The following is a 23,427-nucleotide window of genomic DNA, read 5'->3' on the forward strand; positions in this document are numbered from 1 at the left end:
TTTTTAGCGTTTTTAACAAAACTTGAATTGATTTAATAGTCAAGTTTCGGTATGGTAAGTTGAATTAAAAATCAAATTTCCGAAGTGCTAGAAAGTCGGTAGTGCAGCAGTCGTTATGTCAGCCTTGGCAGTTGCATAAATTGCTGTTGTCGGACTCACGATGAAGCAATCGGTTAAACAGTTGTTGTCCGAGCGAGTTTGAAAGTCGGGTAAGCAATATGCTCAATATTGATAGGGGGTGGATATTTTTTGTCTGCACGTAAAAGTCAGGTTTGCGATCGCAAAACCATTGCTTGCTACCTGTTGAGAACAGCCATAACCAGTCTCAACAAGTCAAGACACGAACAGCACAAAAAGGCAGCCGTTTGACCGACAAATTCAGGCATTTGTAGCCGTTTGCTGGATATTTTCGTGTAAATATAGGTAAAGTGCAGTCCCTGCAAATACCTGTATCTCACTAACTTTGTACAGCAAACCCCTGACTTTATACGGCACTTGCCTGACTTTTGGGCACACCAAAATTAGCTATTTTTTTTGGTGGCGGCTTCGATCTGCGGTGCGGGGAGTTTGGCAAAGTATTTTGGGCAACGTGTGACCAACTCCCGAAAATCTAGGAAGTGCCGATCACCCACAATCCCCACTAATTCCGCCTCCTTAAATTCCCCAGCGTCGATCGCGCTCTGCAAGTCGCAATCAATGGCCGCCGCTACTCCCGGAGACTGCCAGCCAGTAGCCTCTAGAATCCGTCGGGCAAAACTCTGGACAATTGGCGGCGGTGCGAGTAGTTCGCGATATTCGGTTTGCAGGCGATGGCGTTAGGGCTTGCCAGATGGCGGCGCGATCTGCGTGTCCGTTTTCGCAAACTTCCGTAACAACTGCTGCGATATGGCGGGCCGTGGTGCGATCGGCTTCGGCTATTGCCGATCGGATGAACTCGACACATTCGGCGTGAGCATCTTGGGCGATCGAGGACGGGGAGGGCGATCGGGACTGTTGCGTAGTTTCTAACATGGTGCCTCTCCCTCTGCCTTCAATTGCATCAGGACGGGCGCGTGTGAGATTTTCGGAACCGCAACTGTAATCACTTGCAGGTTGTGCGATATTTTGTCGAGCTTGATTTTATAATCCGTCTCTCTGCTGCCGTAGCCAACGTAAACTACCTCTCCCCTCTGCCCGTGGTGGATGTTGCCGACTTCGGTTATAACCACGCGGTCGCCCTCTGTGAACTCTTTGTGGTGTTTGATGATTGACTCTGGCGGTGCGATCGGCGTTGGTTCCGGTTGTGGTTCCGGTGGCACGATCGGTGACGGATGCGGTGACGGATGCGGTGACGGGTCAGGATTGACTACTGGTAAGGGTTCCGGCGATGGTGACGGATTAAGCCCTATATCATCTCCTGCATTAGTGATTTCATCTTCACTAATCCCTTTTGGAGCTTCCTTGATTTCTGTTGTTGTATTATCAATATTTTTTTCCACCTGAGTATAGGAGGAATCCGTCACCATCGCTGTAATCGGCTCTGGGTATGTGTTCCGACCCGTCACCGAATCCGTCACCGACCCGTCACCGAATCCGTCACCAGCTTTGCAGCGCAATTGCAATTCGTAATCGTAGGTCGGGAGATGTTCGTCTGCTTTAGTGCGAAGTCGCAGCCCTTTGATGATTTTGCCTATCTTGGTATGCGCTTTTTCTATCTGCCATCCGAGGATTGTGCTGGCGCATTCAATTAGATTGGGGCTGAAGTTCTTTACTGCCTGCGGTTTGTGGCCCTGATCAGAGCAATATTGGTGATAAACCTGGTACAGTGTGCCCTCGGCGCTGGGGGAGTCGCCGACTGATACTTGCCCAAGTGGATCGAAAATTAGTTTGTCATTTAGGAATCCCGCGATCGAATCTTCCCGAATCTTGCTCTCCCAGAATTGGGCCCCAATCTCAGGAATGTCCATCACGCCGCGCAAGGTATTGGCTACCCAAGCATCATCTAGAGAAAGCAGGTAATTTGTGAAGGCCGGCAGTTCTGGCTCAAAATCATTATCAAGATTGCGGCGGGCATTACGACCTACCGCCGCATTAAAGGGTACAGCGATTGTGCGGCGTGACATACCGCTAGAATTATCAGCTCCAAAGATCGGGAAATTTGAGGCAACAACTACCATGCCCTCAAACTTGAACTTAAAGGGCTTTTTGCCTTTCTCTTCGGCCCGTAGCCAGTCGCCGCCGGTCAACTGTTTGAACTTGCCCAACGATCGAGTTCCCTTGTCTTCGTCTGGGAATATTAGCAACCGCTTACCGTAAGCTTGGGCCGCTTCAAAGCGATTACTACACCAATCATCCAGTGTGGAGCTGTGGGTATTTTCGATGCCGATTAACGATATTAGCAGGCGACAAAATGTACCTTTCCCACTGCCACCAATGCCGATAAGATGAAGAAATTTTTGGATATCAGCACGACCCTTAAGAGTAGCAGCGGCGTAGGCTAGCAGGAGATTCTTGATATGCAGATTGCCTCCCGTAGCAGTATCAAGCCATTGAGAAATATTCCCCCAGTCAGTCGCGACGATCGAGTGCGGTCGTGGCAGTGCCCAGGTGAATTTGTACCCCGGTGAGTGTGGGTGTAGTTTACTCGTAGCTATTTCTAGAGCTCCATTCTGAAAGGGGAGTAATCCAGTTTTGGGCTGCCATTTTCGCTCTATCAGCTTGCAGCGCAAGAATCGCACCGTGGCCCCAATATAGCTAGGGGGGATATTAATAATCCCTTTAGATTCAATGATTTTATAGACGATCGACTCGATAAATTCATCAGTCTCCGGGCTCCAGATGCCCGGTGCATCGGCTTCGTATCGATACCAGCAAAGCACTTCATTATTGAAAGCAAGCTTATCTCGATAATCCTCTGCAATCTGTCGCGCCATTGCATCCGAGCTAGGGATTTTGCTTTTTTTCTCCCCCTTGGCATCGCTCTCTTTTTCATCAAATAGTTTGGCTTTGGTAAGGATTGCTCGGAATTCTTCAATTCCTTTGTTCTGAATAAAATCATCCATTCCCTTAAATTCACCCTTCGGACCAGCTTCCCAGCACCCAGTAATTGAGCGTACTGGTACTTTAAATTTAGCCAATTGCTTGGCCAATTTCTTCTCGGCCGCCCGCACATTTGGATTTGTGGCCGCATCAGCATCAAAGGCAATGATAAAGCCAAAGCCAGCTTCTGCGAGCTTTCTCAGTGCGGGTACTAGGAATCGCTGATTTTCGGGGTCGCGGGCCTTGCCAGTAAGACCTTGCTCTACTCCCAGCAGGGAAATTGTAGGGATGCCATTTGAGCATCCAGCAAGGGCCTTGAATACCCCCTCAGTAAGGAGGATATAAGGCACATCATTGATATAAAAAGCTTCTCGCTTTAGGGCTTCAATCTCCCAGTAGAGCGGGTTGTCGGGGGATGGGGGGACAAAAGCATCGAATTCTCCGACTGACGTTAGATATTTTGGCGGCTCCTTTTTGCCTCGCTTCGGTTCTCGGACATCAGGCCGGAATTGTACTTGCCCATTTTGCCCTATGAACAGGATGCCCGCCGATTTTGTCGAAATCCCATAGAGCGAAGCTTGGGCGATGCTGGCACTGAAGCTGCATTCGCGGGCCCAAGGATTGAGTAAGCCTCTGCCTGCGATGTGGGCTTCATGTTCGGGGGTGAGGAATTTTTCGCCGATGCTGCATAGCGTTCCTAATCCCTTCAAATCCGGCGTGGATTGCGCGGTATCAAGTCCTTGGCTTTCTTGTGTAGATTGTGTGGTACTCATTACACCGCACCCCCGATCGCTTCAAAGGTTGCCCCAAACAATCCCCGGTTATATTGCGTATTTACCGGAGTTTGTGGCAGAATTGAATCAGTACAAGGCTTTGCAGGCTCTTGAAACTTATGGATAACTCTATGGGTAGTGTAAGAATTCCGGGAACGTGCGATCGCACCGCTACAGATGGCACAAAGACTAGCCAGCAAGCTAGCATCAACCCCAAAAACAGCGTAAAAATAGCGCTTTATTCTTTTTTCAACGTATGGCATGATAGGGATAGCAATCGGCAATCTTTTTAGGATGCCGAGTTGATGTGTGGTTAACTTTTGTCGTTCGCCTGCCAAGACTTAGCGACAAAAGTATGGACTATTTAAGATAAAAAAAGAAGCTCTGGAAGCCTATGCTACCAGGGCTTCTTCGTTTTGAAATCGCGTTTTAGTTTTCGATTCCATGTGCTTGTCGAGTTGATTTAGGTAAGTCCAAAGCGCTTGCTTAGTAAAGCTAGAGCTAGAAGTTTCTAGTTGCGATGCTTTGCCCGTAACTAATAGATATTCATCCTCAGTTAAGTAAACAGTTACCGAGTGCTTCCACCTTCGCGCCATTTTCCCCGCCCTCGCTTTAGAGTTACTGACAATGGTACTGTATCGATCGCAATTCTTGCCATCAATTTAGAAAATTTGTCTCGATCGCGCGATATTGGCTAATTCGAGACACAAAATCCCAGCATCCTTACTGTGTCGATCGAACAGCATCCCTCGCTTTTGCCTAAAAAAATAGTTATTAGCGTAGATAGACGACTATATATCAGTCGAGCGCCTATTGATTTTTTTAGAGATATGGTGTATTTTGACAGCCTTATAATCCACCAAAAAATACCAGAGAATTGGATCGAGAAACCAGTAGGCATCGGTGATTTAGCGTATTTACCACTTTACATAAAGTGGTATTCTCACCCCTAATAAAACCGTAAACGATCTATTTAATAGGTAGCTGATCACTCCCACAGTCGCGATGCCCACGGGCGATCAGCTGGGAGAACCTTGATAGTAACTCAACCAGACTCATCGTTTGTCCCCGGAATGCCCAAGGGTCACTCCTCATCGCCCTCTGGGTAATACAAGTCATCGCCCGGTAGCCGCAACTGTTCTAGCTCAGCCCGATTTTCAGCTAATGCCTCAAGAAACTCCTCAAAAGTCAGGCCAAAGAACCGCCGCTTTTCATCCGGTGTCCGCTGCTGTACTCCAAAAGCATCTCGGAACCGAGAGTCCAGTCCTTCTAGGGTGAAGGCTGCTTGAAGGGCGATCGCTCGTTTGTTGCCAGCAAGCGCTTCAACCGTTATTAGCGTGGTGAGGTCTTTGAGGCTGATAGTTCGAGCTTTGTTACTTCCGCCTCTACCAGCCCTTTGAACTGGTATCAGACTCGTGCCTCTATAACCTTTGTCTGATAACGCTTTTAGCTTATCTGGGGACTTATCCTCGATCTCCAAAAGCCAGTTACGTTTGTAACCCATTACTGCGGATACGCTGACTGCACCCGCTCGGAATTCGCCGTTTGGCATCATGTACCCGTCAATTGACAAGGTATCGCTTAATTCGATGGTGGCGTTTATGGCTTTGATTGGTTCGGTCACTAAGTTTTTTCTCCTTGGCTAGACATTTACTAAATAGTTGCTAGACATTAACTAGCACCCTTACTTGCCTTGCCCCGCTTAGCTTTCGCTGCTGTTGCTGGCTTTGCTTGTGTTGGCTGCGGTTCAGGGGGGCGATCGGATGGGCGATCGGGAGTAGAGCGTTCTTGATAAGCTTGTCGAACAATCATCTCTATCAAATTTGAGAGAGTGCGACTTTCTGATTGTGCCCATACCTCTAAACCGTCCTTAAGACTTGGCTCACAAGTAAATGTAATTTTCGCTTTTTTAGTAACTCCCATAAGCTCCGAAGATCTCAAATATTTTCAGTAAACCGCAGAAGCTGTCCTCAATGGTGATTCTGGGATAGCTTCATAAGATGTTTAACGGCTTCCAAAGCTATCTGCTATATTAACACACATCGATAGAAATCGTTTTTATCGATAAATGTCGTTTTTAAAACAGACTAAACGATGGAATCCGAAAACCTTGCTGTAATTGACGTTGAAGCCGAATTATCGATTGACTCTGAGCCAGAGGATGCTGAAGAATGGTACTCCGCCCAACAAATCCAAGGGCTGCTGAAACTGAGCAAAGCGGGATTGCAGCAATCGATTTCCAAACTCCAGAGCATCTACGGCCTCGATATCGCAACCTTACGCCGTGGCGCTGCACGGGCCACTCAATACTCTGAGCTTGCCCTGAAAGCTTGCAAATTGCTGAATGCAGGGAAGCTTAGCGAATTGCGGAAATTAGTAGAAGCATCCCCCGCCGCATCTTCTCCCTCGATCGGCGGAATAGCTGAGACGGGATAGTCAGTTTTGCTGTTGCTGCCGCTCAGCCAGACTCATCGCCTGTCCCCGGAATTTTCCAAGGGTCGATGCCGTTTTCTCTAAGCAACCGTTCGTAGTGGTCGCGTTCGATTCTGGCTCGATCGTCAACAAGCGAATGCCTCTCGGATATCGCGCTCAAGCTGTTGAACTCGCTGACTGAGCAATTCGTCTCGCTCCTGCTCGGTGCGAGTGATGCTAAAAGCAGTGTCAAAGCGACGTTCTAGGGTTTCAGTCAGCAGCGCCCAAACTAAGCTCAATGCTTGTTTCTTTCCTTCGCCGGCCTGAGTAAGCCAGTAAGCAGTAGCCACTTCTAAGGGAAGGGCATTGAATCGACTTTGACCGCGAAGTTGATCGGAGCTTTCAATCTCAATAGTGTCGGGCGTATAACCTTGACCCAGTAAAGCTTTGATAGCTTTTGAATCCAAAAGTGTCGTTCGTTCGAGTGCGGTTATAGTTCCCATGTCAAAACAATGTTTTGTCTTTGGCAGTGTTGCTTAACGGTATCTAGGAATGACTCGTGACAGGTTCCAAAGAGATGAATTCGTTTTTCGTGCGATGGGTAATATGCACTGTAAACCAGGACTTGCCCAATCGCAGTCTTCCAGTTCTTGATATGCTTGACTTCGATTAGTTGAGAAGTCGTTAACAGGTCAATTGAACCAGCAGGAGTCAGGACTTCAGTTTCACCTCCAATCTCTACTTGAAGTTGGTTAACATACCACTTCTCGTAGTCTTGTTCGCGTTTAACTCGTTGTTTGGCAACTGAAACGACACGCATTCCTTTGAATTGTTCTAGTCCAGGTGTGACGTTGCGTGAAAGCTGGGTTAGGAGAGCCACAGCTTTTTGATTGCCCAACCTAACCTGATGTTGCCAATACTCGACAACTTGGTCGAATGAGACTGCCCGAATTCTCGTTGCGCCTCTTATCACACAAGGCGTTTCCACGTCAATCAACGCAAACGGTTTACCTTCAAGAAACCGCGAACTCAAAAACCGTCGGGCGTTAATTTCAGGTTTTCCAACACATTCCGCCGCCTGTGTCTGGCTCATGCGGTAATTGCCGTCTGGCAGCATGAACCCATCGACTGTGAGAGAGCCTATCTGTACTATGGCGCGGGTGGCTCTAACTGATTCGGTCACTAAGTTTTTTCTCCAATGCTTGACATTTGTTAGAGAAGCGCTAGACATTAACTAGCACCTCTAGTTGCCTTTCCGCTTAGCTTTCGCTGTTGCAGTCGGTCTTACTGTTGTAGACGCGACGGTTACTGTCTGCGAGTCTTGGCCGTTGCGTTCTCTTCGTTCCTCCAGCGCCCTTTTGACAAAAACCAGAACTAATTGAGGGATGGTGCGATATTCAGAATCCGCCCATTCTTTTAATTCTGCATATTCATCATCGTCAAAGCTGATGGTAGTTCGTGGCCTTTTAGTGGTCATTGCTTTGTGGTGTCTACATATTCACCATTATCCGCAAAAGTCTCCTAATACAAAAATTTAGCATCACTTACATCACTATTGACAGATGATGTAAGCTGAGACTAAAATAGCACACATAGCGAATCGATTCCAAATCGATTCTGAATTGATTCTCCTAAAGCCGGCGAAACTATGGAACTTGAAAACCAGGCTGTGATTGACGTAGAGGTTACAGAAATCGATACTCCAAAGGAAGAATCGATTGAACGTTGGTACTCAGCGGCGCAAGTGCAGCGGATTCTTAATTTGAACAAGTCGGGACTGCAAAAGGCGATCGCTAAATTGCAGGGCATCTACGGCATTGACATCAAAGCCCTGCGACGCGGTGGTGCGAGAGCGACCAAGTATTCTCAAATTGCCTTGGACGCGATCGAACTCCTGAACGATGGAAAATTTACCGAACTCCGCAACTTAGTGGAAAAGACACCGGCCGCGCCATCTGTCTCAGCATCGTCAGCAATTGTTTATTTGGGGCAACACAACCAAATCGCTACCACTGCTGCAACTGTGGCTGACAGCAACCTGACCCAAATTGCTTCCTTTAAATCTGGGTTACTGAACAATTACCGAGAACTGGGGCGCGCATTAGGAAAACAGGCAGCGGCAGAGGTGCGGATGGGCTTTACCGAAGAAGTCAAAGCCGGTCTTGCAGACTTACAGGAGTCGTAATTATGGCTTTTTACAAAGTTCAAGTGCAACGCGAAAGCAACACCCCGCGAGTGTTTAATGTCAGTGCCAAAAAGTCTCAGGACGCTGTTCTAGTGGCAGCCCAAAGCCTGAGAGAAGAAGGAATTACCGACGCGAAGGGGATTGAAATAATCGGACAAATTCAAAGCTTGAGGGATTAAAAAGATGAAAAATTCTAGCTACATAGATGCTCAGATCGCTCTTATCCCTGATTGCGGGGATGATGCCCTTTATCGGCTGGCCTCTTATCTCGAAATCTTTGATAATCTGGCCCCTGATACCCGCTTCTCTCCCGAACAGCGACAAACGATCGAAAATTTCATCATCGGCTGGCAAGCTATGCCAGAGGATGAATCCGAAGAGATGGACTTTCCTGAGTGCCAGTATGTCGCAGTTGGGCTCGACTTAGAACGTGCGATCGAACTTTCGGAAAGTTGGCGACGCGGGGAGTTTTTATCCCATGTCGGACACGAGGCAGCCGATCGAGTATCCGACAAGCTCAACCAAATGACAAATCAAAGCCAGCCGATCGCCCTAGGAAAGTAAATCGACTGGCTCGTAATTCTTCCCCTAGCTTGCGCTGGGGGACTCATCTAAGGACATTTTATATGGATTTTGGACGTAACAACAGCAGTTTGGCGATCGCCAATCCAGCCGCCGGACACAGCCCACACATTGATGAGAAAGCTTCAGAATGGGGCGGTGTAGAATCTGACATCATCTCCTATCTATCGGATGTTAGCCAGCTCGAAGCCTTTGCCGACAAAGCAAATAATGCTGAACAGCTTGCCTTAGTTCTGGAACCATTCTTAAACAACGCCCGCACCTACTTTGAAGCAATGGCGAAAGTTGCTGAAGGGCAAGTGACATGGACAGAATTACGGAAAACATTTGGATCTAAAGTTGCAAATGCCATCGCTAAAATACGCAAACTCAATGCGGAGTTTGGTTCCGAGATGGAATTGCTGGATGCCAAAGACCGGGCAACCATGCTCAAGATTGAGGACAAAAGGCAGAAGGGATTGACCGAAATTGCCCACGAACTCCAGCAAGATTTACAAGCTCAGATGTGGGCGCATGAGAACAAGATGGGGGCGATCGCCAACAGGGGGGCGGTTGCAGCAACACGTCAATCAATCCAAGAAGGGCTTAGGGCAAAGCGCCAAGAATTGCTAAATAGAGCAACAAATGGAACAAGCCAAGGTATTCAAGACAAAGTGCCAGTGATGGTTGGCGGGCAATCAAACCCAACTAACGGCGTGTCAGCAACTGGTACGGCTAGAGGGTTTGGGGGTTGGTTCGCAAATTTAATCAACTTCAACCGTTAAACAAAAGGGGACTGACTAATGCACGAATTCATCGGGTCAAGTCCCCTTTCCTTTACGGGAGGGGGCATTCAACAACAGCAACAGCCACAACAGTCACAACAACAGCAATATCGGCAAGCTACAGCACCGACTATTGACCCATTGCCAGAGACTAACGCCGAACGCAACTACCGAGATGCCGCCAATTTCTGCGAAGTCGCAGCACCCGCAGCACTAGGTTCGGCAGTGGTGTTTGCTTTTCACTCTATGCAAGTCGCGGGCGGGTCGGTATTCGCGATCGGACTTTATCAAATTTATCTGGCCGCCAAGATTACCGGGCAATCAGGCAACCGCTGGACTTCTGCAATTGTCGGACTGGGAGTAACTGGGGGCATGATTGCCAGCTTATCCGAACCTATCTCCGAATCGCAGCAAGCATCAGGGGCAAAAGCACGTATCACCACAGGCATTGAACAAATTAGGGCAGCGGGTAAGCCAACGAATCCGATGCTGTACCTGAACTACTTTCCCCCTCTAGCGCTTTCCATCATCGTTTTTTGTCTAGTTCTCAAACTCAAAGGAGGGCGCAAGTAATGGCACTAACCGCAAAACACGCTCAGTTACTTAAATCGAATCGCGCACTGCTGTTGACTTTTGAGGGATTTTCGGTAACGACCAAACTGTCGGCAGTTGGCGTAGCTCTAGCTCTCGCTTGCGGTGGCGGCATACAAGCTCTCAAGGGGACAGCAAGCGATACGGTACAAGTCTGCATCCGCAACAAACAGACACTGCAATGTGCCGACAAATCTGGCAAGTCCTACCTGATGACCGAGTACCACGCCCAACAGTGGAAAGCGGACGGCATCCCCGGTGAGGTAGTTTTTCGTAAGTCCATCCCCGCAACTAATCCCCATAAAGCGCTGTGGATGTTGCTTTCTGCCTGTAGTTTTGGTGCTGCGGGAGTGGGGTTGCGGAGCTTGCAAAACTCCGAGCGCCAACTTGCCGGCTATGAAGCCATCGCCCAAAAACGCGACTTAGCGAAAGGCGAAATCACGGCTCGCGGGGAGTTGTTGGAGGATTATCGCGGTGTTGCAATCTCTGAAGTTCACCTGCAAGCTGACTTAGAAGCTGCTGCGAACGATCGGGCCGTGGTACTCAAACAGTGCGAAGTATTAGGTGAGGCTGACATCAAAATCGCTCAACTAGATGCTGAGGAAGCCATCTTTGAGGCGGAAACGGCAGGACTGTCGGATGACAAAAAGCAAGAATATATGGAGTTCTTGCGGAATCAAAAGACTCCGTTCCTGTTGTCCCTGACACAAACTCTGGCAGGCATCAATAACCCCGGCGACAAAGTGGATCAGTCAGTCGCAGCACCAGCCATTGAGCCAAATCCCAACCTTGAGATATCCCGACAAATAGCCGCTAAAGTCTTGAATTCTTTAGCGGGCATCAATACATCAATTTTCCTAGCAGCTCCTACCCGGTGCGGCAAAACACACACTCTGCACAAGTGGTTAGGGGACTTGATAACGAGGTTCCCACGGTCTGACATTTACGTGATTTCCCAGAAATACGAAGACTTTCCAGGGGTTCGTAGCAATCGTCTGATGGTTTTTGACCCTATGCAGGTTGAACAGTCAATGCAGTTCCTTGATGAAGTTTACGAAAAGTTGTTGACCCGGAAGTCGAAACCTGCGACAGAGGAAACCTACCGCGACAGACCAATCAAATTAATCTTAGAAGATTGGTTTGCGACTCATCAATGTTTGTCCCAAAAAAGAAATGCTGCTATCTGGGAATCTGTCGCGACTAAGCTGGGAACGATAGCTACCGTCGGGGGGCAATACAATGTCGGCTACTTCATCTGTACGCAATCGTTCAACATCGCCTCTAGTGGTGTTGCTGACTGTAATATCCGGCTTAATTTAGCGCTGTTAGCTCAGGGTTTAGTGAGGACTACGAGCAATGATGAAGAGCAAGGCTCCTATGGTGTAATTGAGCAAATGTTAAACAACTCAAACGTCATCGCCAGTAAGGAAACCAGAGACAGATTAACGTCAGATTTGAGGCTGTTAATCGAGCCTTCAATGACTGAACAAACCCCAATTATTCTATCTACGATCGGGAATCCAGTATTAGGCTTGATGCCCAAAATTGACGTGCATAAGTCCGCAGTTGCCGATGTTCCGACGTGGAACACTCCCAACACTTCGGAAAACTCTGGAACACCCAAAACCCCGCTAGAGCCAGAACCGGAACAGCCCGGAAGCCTTATTGAACAAAGGGAACACCTTTCTGAGATGCTGGAACAGTTGTTAACCGGAACAGCCGAAAAAGCAGTGTTTGCCGCTGATTCTCCGCTGGAACAGGAGGACAAAATGAAGTTAGCCAAGCTCGTCATCGCGCAAGAATTAGGGCAAGAAAAGACTATCTGGCTATTGTGGGGAGTGCGTCGCGGGGGAAGGAATCACGCCCTATATACTGAAGCGCGGGCAATGCTCGATCGACTAATCAATGGGGAGGAATAAACCAATGACACTTAAGGAATTAATCTCGAAATTCATCCCCGATGGATTCTCACCGGAAGCACAGGAAATCATCACAGCAATGGTGCTTGAGAGCTACACAGAGAGCAAAGACTTAGGCAAGCAAGTAGAGGCTACTATCAAGCAATTTGAGGCTGAATATCCGGCACTTGCTATATGCCCTCGGTGTGAAGGATGCGGGTGCAATTACTGTGATTTTGATGGTCTTTACAATCCCGATGATAAAGAGCCGGATGGTACAAACTAATGATTAAATCTTCCCACACTTTCCTGATATCCGTACATCCGCGCTGGGCAAGAGCCTTCTTCCTTACCTACAACCCAAAGGCGATCGAACTCAGGAAAGGAAGTTTTGGAGCATCCCTCCAAGCTGGCGACAGTATAGTCATTTATTCGACTTTGCCAGTAGGCGAAGTAATCGGCACAGTCAAAGTTATCAAGCGTGAGTTGCTAGCTCTCGATCGACTGTGGCAAGAATCTCGGCAAGGAAGGCTGGCAAAAGTATCGCGCGAACAGTTCAAGACTTATTACACCAATCAGGAATCGGGTATTGGTGTTTGGGTTGATGCCGCCGAACTTCTGCCAAGTCCGATCGCGCTTTCCCGACTTCGGCAGAACTGGGGCCATCGCTGGCAGCCACCGCAGCAGATTCAACAGCTAACCCATGAACAGATAGCCACACTGAACATCGCCAACAAAACCGAGCGCTACCTTGTCACAGATGAACCGAGCCGGACTGTGTTGTCGGTGATTTGACAACAACAAACGAACACTAGCTCGAATAAAAAAGAAGCCTCCGGGAATCTCCGGGGGCTTCTTTTTTGGAATGTGTCGCCGCTGCTGAAACGACAAACCTATTGTACTGATCGCCCAAACTCCTAAGCCGCTACACTGTGGTTAAGTTAATTGGGGTAACACCCGTTGCCAATTACCAATTATTAATTACCCTTCATTTAGAAACCCCCGCCCGTGTGCCGGGGGTTTTTGTTGGGCCCAAAATACCGGGCAACACTTTCGCCGCCAATTGAGCCGCCGGACTGTTCTCGATTAAGTCAATCGGACTGGCCTTGCGAAAAAGACTGGGGTAGCAGTGCCGCTCAACCAATTCGAGGGCCGCTTCGATCGTCGAGAGTGCTACACCCATCCCGGCCACCGAGGCAATAGGTGCGGAGGATGGGGTTTGTCACCGCGTCGATCGAAGCGGCTCCATTTTTTGAGCTTGGTTGATAATCGCCGCTTCCCAAGTCTGGCGCTGTTTCAGGCTCCCCGTCGGTTTGGCGTTGAGCTGGTGGGCGATCGTTTTGAGCTCCTTAAAGGTTTTCTGTTCAAGTTGGTTCATCATCATCACTCCCTCCCCATCTCGTAGGCTTCGCGCTTATCTTGGGCTTTCTTCTTTTCGTACCATTCGGTAATTACCTCGCCAGCAAAGGCTTTTAGCTCTTTTTCGATAGCTTCCCAGTCGATGCCATCTTCGGCTGGCGGGGTGTTGTTGCCCAACTCAAACCAATAGTATTGATCTTTTAAGCTGTCGGCTCCACTTATTCCGGGAATATCGGGCCCATCCTCATCTAGCCGCCCGCTACCCCGCAGGCACTCAGCAAGCTTTGCCTTCTCTGCATCCATCCATTGCTCAAACTGTTTATTCGTCATCGTTACCCTCAAGGATTTCTAAGATTTTCTCAACATCTGCTAACTCTGCCTTAGATTTCTTACGTCGCCCCTTCAACTGATTGAGCAAGTCGGCTGGCTCTGGTAGTTCGCTGGCAGTGGCTGGCTGCTGTTTTTTGTAAGCGTCTAGCTCATCTTGCAAGTCGCCTATTTCCAGCCTCAAGGCGGACTCTGCGGGGTTAGGCTTGAAATTGTATCCCCGCTCCAATTCCCGCATCTTGTCCCCTTGCTTGAGAATGGTTGCTTTAGCGTCGGCTAGCTCAGACTTGGCATCAGAAAGTTCACGTTGCCAGCGGAGTTTCTGAGTCTCGATCGACCGTTCCTCCAGGTGAATCTCTGTCGCAGCTTCCTTAACTTCTTTCTTGAGTTGGGCTAGTTCATCCCGATCGGCCTGCACAGTTGCCAATTGCGATCGCGCTTCCTCTAATTCCTTCTTGAGATTGCCAATAGTAGCGGCTGAATTTTCGAGCAATTCCATATACTGCCGCTTGGTTTGGGCTAATTCCAGCCTGAGCGATTCCTCTTGGTTGCGATCGCGAGCGGCTGCGGACTCCCCCAATTCCGCCCTCAGCTCTGACTTGATGTTGGCTAGTTTGCCGCCTAGTACCTTGTCTAGTACAGAGGTGATTGCTGATTCTAAATCATCGGTTGGTGCAGGTCTAGCAGGCTTCATCCCTGCTTTTTCGGCCAGTGCCGCCACAACCCAAGCATTGAGGCTCAATCCTTCCTTTTTAGCCATGATTTTGATGGTGTCTAGCAAATCCTGCCGTCCGTCTAGTCGCAGGTTCAGTTGAAGGCGTTCTTTGTCTGCCATAGTTTTTACTCAATGTCTAGTTGGTGTACTAGCTCTAATCTAGCAGTATATTGGTATATTTGTCTAAATACAAAATAGACAAATGTACTAGCGCTAATCCTCACAAATACTAGACATTAGCTAATAATTGCTAGACAAATTGCTAGTATATAAATATAGCGAAACGGGAACCGACACAACCCGCGCTACATACACACTTCACACCACACGTAGAAACCATGATTAACTTACTCGCCGCCAAGTTCGCTCAAATTGCAGAGCGCGCTCGACACCACAAACGCTCAAATCACCGCGCCGACTGGCAAAATTGAGCGAACTGCAAGAACACCAGGAGCAACTACTATCAGTCGAACAAGCTTGCCAGTCGGCGCTCAAGCAGGTAGACACGGCGCTGATGATGTTGCATCACGTCGATCCGTCTCAGGTGGAAGTTTTCCAAGCGGCTAACGAGAGCAAATTCAACTCCTCGGCGATCGGCATTCTCTCCCCGGCCTTCGCAAAAGCGACTGAGCCGATCGAGCCGGAACCTACCGCACCGAATTGCGCCGGAAACTTCGGCAGAGCTTGAGATTGACCCGGCAATTGACGTTGAGGCTGCTGCTACCACGGAAGCGCCTTTTCGCAAGCCGACAGTCGCGACACCAATACCAGGGGCGGACATCGAGGGACTGCTTAATAAACTTTCGATCCCGTCGATTCGCTCGCCTGGCATCGGCTCCCGGAGCCGACACAAAAGGAACGCGGCAAGCATAGCAGCGAGGTTAAAGGCGATCGTCACAGAGTCTGATATCCGGGCCGCTGGCTAACAGTTGCCCAACCGCTAGCGCACCATCCCATCGCTAGCGGTATCTAGTATACAAACTAGACAAATATACTCATACAAACTAGACAAATATACTCATACAAACTAGACAAATATACTCATACAAACTAGAAAAATATACTAGATATTAGTTGGTAAAACGCTAGACATGGCTGGCAAAACGCTAGACATGGCTGGCAAAACGCTAGACATGGCTGGCAAAACGCTAGTATATGTCTAGTACATACAAAACCACCGCCCAAAGTTTCTGACGCCTAAAGCGGTGGCTAAATCCCAAAGGATCTAATCATGAACGTAACACAATCTGCCACACCGACGATCGACCGCCCCACAGCCGCCACGCTGACTTGCGAGCGTCTGTCCCTTTGCCCGCCTGATTGAGGATAACCGCTACGTCTGCCAAGTGTCGGAGACAGCCGCCGATGTTGTCAGGTGTCACTGGGAAGCGCGGACATCCTGCTACGAAGCTGTCAAAGCAGAAGCCACGAAAACTCTTGAACCTGTTGCCGCCGAAACAGCAGCGCCTTTTCCCAAGCCGACGCAATCGACACAACCGAAAAAACATTACGCCGCACCAACGACACCCGCAACCGCACCAACGACACCCGCACCAGCAGCAGCCATCCCCGTTACTGCTCCCGTAGTAACGGCAACACCAACTACAGCCACCGGAACCAACAACGGCGATGAACCGCCGAACCGGGGAGATAACGGACGCTCTTCCAGGTTCCGCCAGCCAAAAAACTAATGCTCTTGCTGGTTTCGGTCAAGCGCATCACGTCCGATATCCCGGCCTGCAACTTTGACGCGAACGAATTAGAAATCGCAGGGGAGTTGAGTTTGGCTCTTGGTGGCTTCGTAATTCCCCCGGTGTTACGGCGAGATGGCGATGGGTACAAAGTCATCTCTGGCCACTTTCAAGCCTCACGCCGCAGTTCTGGCACGAAAATTCAACCCTGCACGCCGGCGAGACGATACCGGCTCTAGTGCTTGAAAGTGAAAATCAGTCGGCGGTGCTGGCTCAACTTGGAATGCTGAAATTTGCCAGATACTTGACCCCATCTGCAAAGGATGGGGTTGCTTTTGACCTTAGTGTTCGCGTAAACTATCAATATATACTAGACGTTATGCTAGTACACAAATAGCTTTTTATCTAGCATCTTAATCGAGCTTTTTGTCTAGTGTCTCTGCCCTCACGTATACTAGACATCATGCTAGTATTTGTTAGAGCGAAACGGAAACGACACAAACCGCTCGCTACATACGCTTCACAATCAGCACACACAACCAAAGGACGAAGAACAATGACTCTGTTAGCCAACAAGTTCGTTCAAATCGCCTCAAAAATCGACGCCGCGAATGCCCAAATCGCAGCCCTACAAGCCAAGCGAGCGCGAGATCCAAGACTATCAGCAACAGTTGCCCGACCGCTAGCGAACCCTCCCATCGCTAGCGGTATCTAGTAGATTAACTAGACAAAATACTAGCGTTGGTTCATGAGAAATACTAGATACAAAAACTAGCTTAATTACTAAATGTCTACTAGGTATAGTGCTAGTATTTATTTAGTACAAACAAAACCAGTGCCCGAAAAAACTCCGACCGCCCCAGAACCGATCGCCACACCGACGCTACCGCGCCAACTACCCTAGCACGGCGCCGGCCGATCGCGCCAACAACGCCGGACATCGAGGGACGGCTTAATAAACTTTCGATCCAATCAATCCGCAAGCTGGCATCGGCTCCGGGAACCGACACAAAAGGGACGATCGCAGCAATCGCAGCGAGGTTAAAGGCAATCGTCACAGAGTCCGATCTCCGGGACGCTAGCTAACAGTTGCCCGCCCCCAGCGATGGGAGGGTTCGCTAGCGGTATCTAGTACATAAGCTAGACAAAAATACTAGCATTGACTCAGGAGAAATACTAGACACAAATACTCGCTAAATTGCTAGACATTAACTAGGCAAAGTGCTAGTATTCATCTAGTACAAAAACAACCACCGGCCCGAAGTTTGGACGCCGAGGGCCGGTGGAATTTAGCCCCAAGAGAAGGACTGACATGAACTTAACACTGCCACAGCCACGACGATCGATCGACGATTCCGCCCCCGCTACCTTCACCTGTGCTGACGGCCCTTTTGCCCGCCATATTGATGGGAATCGCTACTGTTGCTCTGTAAGTCAGACAGCCTCTGATGTAAAAAGGGGACATTGGGAAGCCACAGTGTCTTGTTTTGAAGCGCTCGCAAAAGCTGAAGCCGAACAAACTCCTGAACCTGTTGCCGCCGAAGTTGAAGCGCCGATCGCCCACACCGACGCAACCGAAGAATATCCAATCGCCACAGAAACAATCGCACTCGCAGCCACTAAAACGGAAACAGCCGCACCAGTTGCAATCGGGACAAACGACGAGCAGCCACCGAATCGAAGTGATAATGGGCTTGCAGGCGTGCAACCAGTGCCAGTTAAGAAAGTTTCGACTGTTCCGATTTCAGGCAACAACCGCTATTAACCAGTCTCCGCCAAGAAATTGATGCTCTCGTTAGTCTCGGTCAAGCGCATCACATCAGATGTGCCAGCCCACAATGAAGATGAGAACGAACTCTCCATAGCGGGCGAGTTAAGTCTGGCGATCGGTGGCTTCATAATTCCCAGGCGTGCTGGTGCGCGACAGTAGCGGGTACAAAATTATCAGCGGGCATTTTCAATATCATGCGACAGATGCAGGCACGACAGTTAAATCCGAAAGCCGACGAAACGATTCCGGCGCGAGTCAAAGAGGCCGAAAATCAAGCGACAGATGCAGGCAAAACTTGGGAAACTAAAACTCCTAGCCGTTTAAACACCACAGCCCCCGGACTGAGACGCAACCTTTACCCCCATGCCATCGTAAACCTCCGTTATCAATAACAAAAAATCATGAAAGCAGAAATTTCGATCGCCCGCCTGGAAGCTTCCCTCGATGCCAAAATTGAAAGATATTTCGATACTCTAGATACCGATCCTGACGTGCTCAAACAATTACTCGCCGACAAGCGCTCCGAAAATACTCGCCGCGCCTACGAGAGGGACGTAAATGACTTTTTGGTAACTATGACGGGGATGCCCGCCTTGCCTGATAACGTTTTGGAGTTTTTGCACCTTGAGGAACGGCAAGCAGTTTCGGTGGTTTTGAAGTACAAAGCTAAGCTGATCGACAAGGGACTCAAGGAGGCCACGGTCAATCGGCGGCTGGCGGCTGTTAAATCGTTGGTGGAAATGGGTCGCAAGCTCGGCGTGTGTCACTATACTTTAGGGGACATCAAAGGGGAGAAAATTGTCGGCTACCGAGATACAACGGGCGTTGATAGAGCCACTTTTGAGCGAATTTTGAGCGGGTGCGATCTGGCAACGAAAGCTGGCAAGAGAGACTATGCTTTGCTGCGTTTGCTGTGGGGTAATGCTTTGCGGCGAAACGAAATCAGTCAGTTGAGTGTTTGTGACTTTGACCCGGCCGGTAAGACTTTGCGAATTCTTGGCAAGGGACGCGGCACTCAGTCGGAAGTAGTGGACTTGGGCGTGGCGACTGTTCGGGCGATCGCCGATTGGTTGGAAGCAAGGGGAAGTTGCTCGCCCGATAGCCCGCTTTTTATAGCACTTGACTCCGCCCACAGTGGACACAGACTTAGCGGCGACGGTATCTGCAAGATGGTTGTCCGTTATAGCGAAAAGGCTGGTATCAAAAAACAAATGAGTCCCCACCGAATCCGGCACTCAGCCATCACAGCGGCACTGGATGCAACAGACGGGGATGTGCGGAAGGTTCAGAAACTCAGCAGGCACAGGAATTTGAATACTCTGATGGTGTACGACGATAATCGCAGCCGCGACCAAGGGGCCGTTACCGACTTACTGGATGGGATGTTTTGAGCCAAGAAAAATCCCTCAACTTTCGAGTAATTGAGGGATTTTGGTTTTGGCAAGTGCGATCGCACTTGCCGGGGTAAAGCCGAGATACCTGCATTCAGAGGACGTGATATTAAGAAACGTAACAAATAAGTCGCGACTTTGCTTTCGAGGAAGCTTGCAAGCACAAAAGCATCCTAAATTAGCTGACTATTCAACCAAGTTTGAGAAGGCAGAGTATAACCAATACTCTGCCTCCGTACAGACCCAAAAAGCGTCCATCTTTTACTGCTAAACATTTCAGGCTTTGCTACTTCAAGTCATTTTGTCTTATATTTACAAAACTTTACGTCATGTCCTCGGAATGCGCGTATCTCGGCTATACCCCTTGAAGAAAACATTATCTATGTAAACGGAATCGCCACCGTCTAAAGAAAAGGTTATTTTCGCTGGCTTACCTCGAAACTCTGCGATTTCTGAATCAGTGAGGTTTAACTTAAGTTGGAAGGTTTCAAATCCTTTTCTCCCCAACCCAATCTTATTTTCGATATCAGACTAGATATCCTTAGTATTCTGAATTTGATTGTTGGTACTGTCAATCAAAAAGTTTGCATCTTGTTTGGTAGTAATTGTCCGCCCTCCCACAAGGCTAACAGGGAAGTATGAAATTATGATAATGTCCTAAAAAGTTGTTATATAAGTACGAAAGAGCCAACTAATGATAATTGTACTATAATACAAGATGTAAACTAATTTAGACAATAATTATGAGTCTTCAAGAAATTGCCAAGGGACGCATCGCTGGAGCTGATATGATTCAACAGTATAGAGCCGGAGAGCGAAACTTTACAGGGATTGATTTAAAATACGCTCGTCTTCAGTGGCCTTGTTTCATTGATATCAATCTCAGCCAGGCCGATTTGAGATGGGTAGACTTTGAAATAGGGCGGACTCGCCTAATCAATGCCAATATGAGTGATGCCAATATGGAAAAAGTTTCTTTAGTATCGGCTTTCATGCTCAATGCGAACTTGAGAGGAGCCAATCTCAGAAACGCTAACTTAACTAATGCTGACCTAACTAATGCTGACCTAACTAATGCTGACCTAACTAATGCTGATTTAAGCGGTACCGAACTCATTGGAGCTAATCTAACAAAAGCTAATATTACTGATATTAAAACGACAAAAGATACTATTTTTTGTCAAACTATTATGCCTAATGGTCAAGTACAAACCGATTCTCACAGACTGACAGACGTTGGGGAATTTCTCAGACTTTATGATGAAGGTGAAAGAGAGTTTCGGAATCTAGTTTTGCATGAAGTCGATCTCAGTAATGTTACTTTATCGGGCGTTAATTTTTTATGGCAAACTCGCTTCAGTCACGTAAATTTGGTCGGCGCTAACTTGACTGATTGTAATTTTGGTGGCATTAAACGGATTATTTTTAGTGATTTGAAAAATACCCATTTAATTAACTGCGAATGGCGCAATCCTCAAATAATTTACTGCGATCTTAGAGGTGCATATTTGGGATTGGCTGATATGTATGCTCCCGAGTTTACAGGAAGTAATCTTGAGGGAATTCAAAATCTTTTTGGTGCTGAAGCAGATGTGTATTTTTGTAACACTACTTGGGTAACTGGAGAATTTATCCCTGGTCCAATAAATGCTACTGAACACTGGCGCGGAGAGATTAGAGAAAATGAATTTTAAATTTGAATAAGTTGTCGTAGGGGTTACATCTCTTTCAAAAAAATAGGACTTACGCAGCATTGAGAGAACACTAATGTTTTGAACATTTAGATACCTCCTCAATCTATTTAATAATAGTTCTGCGTAAATCCCAAGCAAGTTGGACTTAGGGAGGTGGAAACTGGAAATCGCTCTGTTGTTTAATTCGATTCCGAACATCTTCAGGAAGATTTGACAAAAAGTTAAAAACCTTGTCAGAACCCTGAGCATTCAGCAAATTTTCAAGCTGATTAATAGAAATCTTCCATGTGCTTGGTGTTCGCCATTGTTCGGCACTTGTTATAGGTTCGCGGTTTTCCCCTAACAGTTGATTAAGTGGATTCGGGACTGCTGGTTGCCCGTTCCAGTCCGTGTAAGGTTCTGGTATGTTGGGCGTAATATAGGTGTAACTGCCAAGAATATCTTGTACCCCAAGATTTGATTTGTTGGAAACCAAAATTGTTTTCCATGTCCACCCAGGAATGCGAATTCCGTTAGCTTCTAAATTTGTAGGATTTGTATTTCCCTGATTTTGCGCTTCCGTAAGTGCTTCAGGTGCTCTAGTTTTTGGCTGGATAGACCAATTCTGTGGTTTAGTATCAAAAACACCAGCAGTAATATCAAGTTTTTTGTTGTAATCAAAGATTAGCTGCTCAACTAATTTTGATTCAATTCTAGACCATGCAGGCGAAATGTCTGGGTTATTGCGGAACAGTCGGTTATTGTCTATTGCTTGCGGGATTAAGTTTGTGCTCATGTAGGTAGCAAGAGCATCTTTCTGGTTTCTATTTCTATCTTTATCAGGGACAAGATGACCTTTATCAAGTCCACTACCTTGATACATCGTCCCATCAATGCGAGACCAAGTTGGGAAGTTAGGGTTATTAGGTAAGTCGGGGTCAACGATAAATTGATCTCCAGTGCGACCGACGAATCGCTGACTCCAAGTATTGTCAACTTGCCAACTAACCCAGTTAGGTAATCCAGTAACAGCATTATAAGACGATGTGTACTGTGGCTTCTCAAGCAATAAATTGGTTTGATATGGATTTTGAGCAGGTTCGTCGATATTCCATCTAGCTTCAGTGGGATTACCAAAATTCAGAGAATCGCTCTTAAAGAAAACATTATCTAGGTAAACTGATTCACCCCCTTCTAATTCAAACTTCAAAGTAGCTGGTTGACCTCGATACTGTTTTGTGACATCATTGTTAGTTGGCAAATTCATCTGGAAAGTTTCAAAACCGTTTCGACCAAATCCTACTGCATTAAGGTTATTTAAGTAGGCGCTCGTAACCTGAGAAACATCAGTCATACTGTTAGGTATTTGAAGTCCTTTGCCCAGGTCTATTTCGTTTGTCTCTTTAAAATTACCATCAATTGTTTCGAGTGTAACACGCAGTTTACCACTAGCAACTGGGGCATGAACATCGAACCGCAAGTTCCCCCAATCGGGTACAACAAAAGGGTTGTGCGTAATGCTCTCATCTGATTTGAGAGCCAAAGCGTAATTGGTTGAACCCGAATTAGACCCGATCGCATTCACCAAGGATCTTTGCAACACAGACTTATCATCGCCATTGTACAAAGACCAACCAGGAAGGGGTTGCGAATCTAGTTTAGCCGCAATCGCATCAAAATTGCCATTAAAGAGCGTAGGAACTGCAAAATCACCCCGCATTGCAGGTATTGGGGTGTTATCTTCTGTCACTGAAACTCGCTTGCCTTCTAAATAATTTTTCCAACCGTTGGGGTAGCCGAACTCCTGAATCTCGTCTAGGCTAAACTTATATCCATCCAAATCATACGGGCGAAATTCAGAACCTCCCCCTAAAACAGAGTGGAACCAACCCGTACCAATTCCTTCCCAAGGAGCTTTAGTATCGCCCTGAGTAAAACTAGCATTAGTGTGGTCAGGAGTGTACCAAGTCTTAGTACCATCAGCAATATTATTTTCAGCCAAATCACCCAAGCGACGGTAAATTGTTTCGCCATTCTCCGAAGGAAACTGACTTTCATTGAGATTAGCAGTCCCCGCATACCAAGCCAAAGCAGCCCGATGGGAAGCACCAGCCCCGTCATCCGGCTTAAAACCAGCCAGATTATTAAGTGAAACATTAAAACCAGAATTATAAAGTTTGTGAGGTTGAATTTCATCCACCAGGATACGATTGGGATGTAGTCTTGTCTGGCTCACGCTCTGCTATTATTAATATGTAAATATTTTATCTTAAAAAA

Annotated in this window: 31 protein-coding genes; 16 read left to right on the top strand and 15 right to left on the bottom strand. The window is 47.7% G+C overall.

The genetic code is table 11. The annotated features are described in order from the left end of the window. Positions 1–693: 693 nt before the first annotated feature. From AACV78_RS25030 to AACV78_RS25055, 6 genes are all read right to left on the bottom strand, one after another. Entirely contained in the window at positions 694–1,011 is a 318-nt protein-coding gene (locus AACV78_RS25030; RefSeq protein ID WP_194011915.1) for a hypothetical protein, read from the bottom strand. Then, the gene (locus tag AACV78_RS25035; RefSeq protein ID WP_228042441.1) at positions 1,005–3,791 is read right to left on the bottom strand and encodes a phage/plasmid primase, P4 family; all 2,787 of its coding nucleotides are present in this window, start codon (positions 3,789–3,791) and stop codon (positions 1,005–1,007) included. Before AACV78_RS25035 ends, AACV78_RS25030 begins: the two co-directional genes overlap by 7 nt. Next, complete coding sequence (locus tag AACV78_RS25040; protein WP_194011914.1) at positions 3,791–4,054, bottom strand: hypothetical protein; 264 nt, start codon at positions 4,052–4,054, stop codon at positions 3,791–3,793. Before AACV78_RS25040 ends, AACV78_RS25035 begins: the two co-directional genes overlap by 1 nt. Before the next feature lie 129 nt (positions 4,055–4,183). Then, positions 4,184–4,387 (bottom strand): hypothetical protein, encoded by a 204-nt coding sequence (locus tag AACV78_RS25045; protein WP_194011913.1) that lies wholly within the window; start codon positions 4,385–4,387, stop codon positions 4,184–4,186. Between the two features lie 488 nt (positions 4,388–4,875). Continuing rightward, positions 4,876–5,415 carry a hypothetical protein gene (locus tag AACV78_RS25050; protein WP_015211690.1) on the bottom strand — a complete coding sequence of 180 codons (540 nt, stop codon included), beginning with the start codon at positions 5,413–5,415 and terminating at the stop codon, positions 4,876–4,878. A gap of 47 nt (positions 5,416–5,462) precedes the next feature. Beyond that, entirely contained in the window at positions 5,463–5,714 is a 252-nt protein-coding gene (locus tag AACV78_RS25055) for a ribbon-helix-helix domain-containing protein (RefSeq protein WP_015211689.1), read from the bottom strand. 171 nt (positions 5,715–5,885) lie between these two features. Here AACV78_RS25055 and AACV78_RS25060 point away from each other — a divergent pair, with 171 nt between their 5' ends. Continuing rightward, positions 5,886–6,227 (top strand): hypothetical protein, encoded by a 342-nt coding sequence (locus tag AACV78_RS25060; protein WP_015211688.1) that lies wholly within the window; start codon positions 5,886–5,888, stop codon positions 6,225–6,227. Between the two features lie 122 nt (positions 6,228–6,349). On the opposite strand, the gene AACV78_RS25065 is transcribed toward AACV78_RS25060, so the two are convergent. Genes AACV78_RS25065 through AACV78_RS25075 form a run of 3 tightly spaced genes read right to left on the bottom strand, consistent with a single transcriptional unit; the run spans position 6,350 to position 7,680 of the window. Next, positions 6,350–6,706, bottom strand: a complete 357-nt coding sequence (locus AACV78_RS25065; protein ID WP_051041626.1) for a hypothetical protein — start codon at positions 6,704–6,706, stop codon at positions 6,350–6,352. Continuing rightward, on the bottom strand, positions 6,694–7,386 hold the full coding sequence (locus AACV78_RS25070; protein WP_150111724.1) for a hypothetical protein: 693 nt from the start codon (positions 7,384–7,386) through the stop codon (positions 6,694–6,696). The genes AACV78_RS25065 and AACV78_RS25070 overlap by 13 nt, the downstream gene beginning before the upstream one ends. Positions 7,387–7,446: 60 nt before the next feature. Beyond that, positions 7,447–7,680, bottom strand: coding sequence for a ribbon-helix-helix domain-containing protein (locus AACV78_RS25075; protein WP_015211686.1), 234 nt, complete (start codon positions 7,678–7,680; stop codon positions 7,447–7,449). 171 nt (positions 7,681–7,851) lie between these two features. On the opposite strand from AACV78_RS25075, the gene AACV78_RS25080 reads away from it, so the two are divergent. From AACV78_RS25080 to AACV78_RS25115, 8 genes are all read left to right on the top strand, one after another. Further along, positions 7,852–8,388: a hypothetical protein gene (locus tag AACV78_RS25080; protein WP_015211685.1), complete on the top strand. Its 537-nt coding sequence runs from the start codon at positions 7,852–7,854 to the stop codon at positions 8,386–8,388. 2 nt (positions 8,389–8,390) lie between these two features. Further along, positions 8,391–8,567: a hypothetical protein gene (locus AACV78_RS25085; protein ID WP_015211684.1), complete on the top strand. Its 177-nt coding sequence runs from the start codon at positions 8,391–8,393 to the stop codon at positions 8,565–8,567. A 4-nt stretch (positions 8,568–8,571) separates the two neighbouring features. Continuing rightward, positions 8,572–8,952 (top strand): hypothetical protein, encoded by a 381-nt coding sequence (locus AACV78_RS25090; RefSeq protein WP_015211683.1) that lies wholly within the window; start codon positions 8,572–8,574, stop codon positions 8,950–8,952. A gap of 62 nt (positions 8,953–9,014) precedes the next feature. Continuing rightward, the gene (locus tag AACV78_RS25095; RefSeq protein ID WP_015211682.1) at positions 9,015–9,734 is read left to right on the top strand and encodes a hypothetical protein; all 720 of its coding nucleotides are present in this window, start codon (positions 9,015–9,017) and stop codon (positions 9,732–9,734) included. 18 nt (positions 9,735–9,752) lie between these two features. Continuing rightward, positions 9,753–10,307: a hypothetical protein gene (locus AACV78_RS25100; RefSeq protein ID WP_015211681.1), complete on the top strand. Its 555-nt coding sequence runs from the start codon at positions 9,753–9,755 to the stop codon at positions 10,305–10,307. Continuing rightward, positions 10,307–12,244, top strand: a complete 1,938-nt coding sequence (locus tag AACV78_RS25105; protein WP_015211680.1) for a hypothetical protein — start codon at positions 10,307–10,309, stop codon at positions 12,242–12,244. The genes AACV78_RS25100 and AACV78_RS25105 overlap by 1 nt, the downstream gene beginning before the upstream one ends. Positions 12,245–12,248: 4 nt before the next feature. Continuing rightward, a complete protein-coding gene (locus AACV78_RS25110) occupies positions 12,249–12,509 on the top strand; it encodes a hypothetical protein (protein WP_015211679.1) in 261 nt (86 codons plus the stop codon). Continuing rightward, on the top strand, positions 12,509–13,018 hold the full coding sequence (locus AACV78_RS25115; RefSeq protein ID WP_015211678.1) for an ASCH domain-containing protein: 510 nt from the start codon (positions 12,509–12,511) through the stop codon (positions 13,016–13,018). Before AACV78_RS25110 ends, AACV78_RS25115 begins: the two co-directional genes overlap by 1 nt. Before the next feature lie 193 nt (positions 13,019–13,211). Here the strand turns inward: AACV78_RS25115 and AACV78_RS25120 are convergent, their stop codons facing one another. From AACV78_RS25120 to AACV78_RS25135, 4 genes are read right to left on the bottom strand one after another with little or no spacing between them, the layout of a single operon-like run. Beyond that, positions 13,212–13,406, bottom strand: a complete 195-nt coding sequence (locus tag AACV78_RS25120) for a hypothetical protein (RefSeq protein WP_015211677.1) — start codon at positions 13,404–13,406, stop codon at positions 13,212–13,214. A gap of 39 nt (positions 13,407–13,445) precedes the next feature. Further along, entirely contained in the window at positions 13,446–13,607 is a 162-nt protein-coding gene (locus AACV78_RS25125) for a hypothetical protein (RefSeq protein WP_015211676.1), read from the bottom strand. Continuing rightward, on the bottom strand, positions 13,607–13,912 hold the full coding sequence (locus AACV78_RS25130) for a hypothetical protein (RefSeq protein WP_194011912.1): 306 nt from the start codon (positions 13,910–13,912) through the stop codon (positions 13,607–13,609). Before AACV78_RS25130 ends, AACV78_RS25125 begins: the two co-directional genes overlap by 1 nt. After that, positions 13,902–14,744 (bottom strand): hypothetical protein, encoded by an 843-nt coding sequence (locus AACV78_RS25135; RefSeq protein ID WP_194011911.1) that lies wholly within the window; start codon positions 14,742–14,744, stop codon positions 13,902–13,904. The genes AACV78_RS25130 and AACV78_RS25135 overlap by 11 nt, the downstream gene beginning before the upstream one ends. Positions 14,745–15,051: 307 nt before the next feature. Here AACV78_RS25135 and AACV78_RS25140 point away from each other — a divergent pair, with 307 nt between their 5' ends. Both AACV78_RS25140 and AACV78_RS25145 read left to right on the top strand, forming a co-directional pair. Continuing rightward, entirely contained in the window at positions 15,052–15,312 is a 261-nt protein-coding gene (locus AACV78_RS25140; RefSeq protein ID WP_194011910.1) for a hypothetical protein, read from the top strand. A gap of 658 nt (positions 15,313–15,970) precedes the next feature. Next, on the top strand, positions 15,971–16,315 hold the full coding sequence (locus AACV78_RS25145; protein WP_041623816.1) for a hypothetical protein: 345 nt from the start codon (positions 15,971–15,973) through the stop codon (positions 16,313–16,315). Positions 16,316–17,121: 806 nt separating this feature from the next. Here the strand turns inward: AACV78_RS25145 and AACV78_RS25150 are convergent. Continuing rightward, positions 17,122–17,373 (bottom strand): hypothetical protein, encoded by a 252-nt coding sequence (locus tag AACV78_RS25150; protein ID WP_194011909.1) that lies wholly within the window; start codon positions 17,371–17,373, stop codon positions 17,122–17,124. 254 nt (positions 17,374–17,627) lie between these two features. On the opposite strand from AACV78_RS25150, the gene AACV78_RS25155 reads away from it, so the two are divergent. The 5 genes from AACV78_RS25155 (at position 17,628) to AACV78_RS25175 (ending at position 21,171) form a co-directional block, all read left to right on the top strand. Further along, positions 17,628–18,080 (top strand): hypothetical protein, encoded by a 453-nt coding sequence (locus tag AACV78_RS25155; protein WP_194011908.1) that lies wholly within the window; start codon positions 17,628–17,630, stop codon positions 18,078–18,080. Positions 18,081–18,101: 21 nt separating this feature from the next. Next, entirely contained in the window at positions 18,102–18,245 is a 144-nt protein-coding gene (locus AACV78_RS25160) for a hypothetical protein (protein WP_194011907.1), read from the top strand. Between the two features lie 44 nt (positions 18,246–18,289). Further along, the gene (locus AACV78_RS25165; RefSeq protein ID WP_194011906.1) at positions 18,290–18,478 is read left to right on the top strand and encodes a hypothetical protein; all 189 of its coding nucleotides are present in this window, start codon (positions 18,290–18,292) and stop codon (positions 18,476–18,478) included. 9 nt (positions 18,479–18,487) lie between these two features. Next, on the top strand, positions 18,488–19,477 hold the full coding sequence (locus tag AACV78_RS25170; protein WP_194074345.1) for a tyrosine-type recombinase/integrase: 990 nt from the start codon (positions 18,488–18,490) through the stop codon (positions 19,475–19,477). A gap of 743 nt (positions 19,478–20,220) precedes the next feature. Next, positions 20,221–21,171, top strand: a complete 951-nt coding sequence (locus tag AACV78_RS25175) for a pentapeptide repeat-containing protein (protein WP_015179875.1) — start codon at positions 20,221–20,223, stop codon at positions 21,169–21,171. Positions 21,172–21,316: 145 nt separating this feature from the next. On the opposite strand, the gene AACV78_RS25180 is transcribed toward AACV78_RS25175, so the two are convergent. Next, positions 21,317–23,386: a DNA/RNA non-specific endonuclease gene (locus tag AACV78_RS25180; RefSeq protein ID WP_194012412.1), complete on the bottom strand. Its 2,070-nt coding sequence runs from the start codon at positions 23,384–23,386 to the stop codon at positions 21,317–21,319. Positions 23,387–23,427 lie beyond the last annotated feature (41 nt).

It is taken from the genome of Tychonema sp. LEGE 07196 (assembly GCF_963890365.1).
In the GTDB taxonomy this organism is placed as follows: Bacteria; Cyanobacteriota; Cyanobacteriia; order Cyanobacteriales; family Microcoleaceae; genus Microcoleus.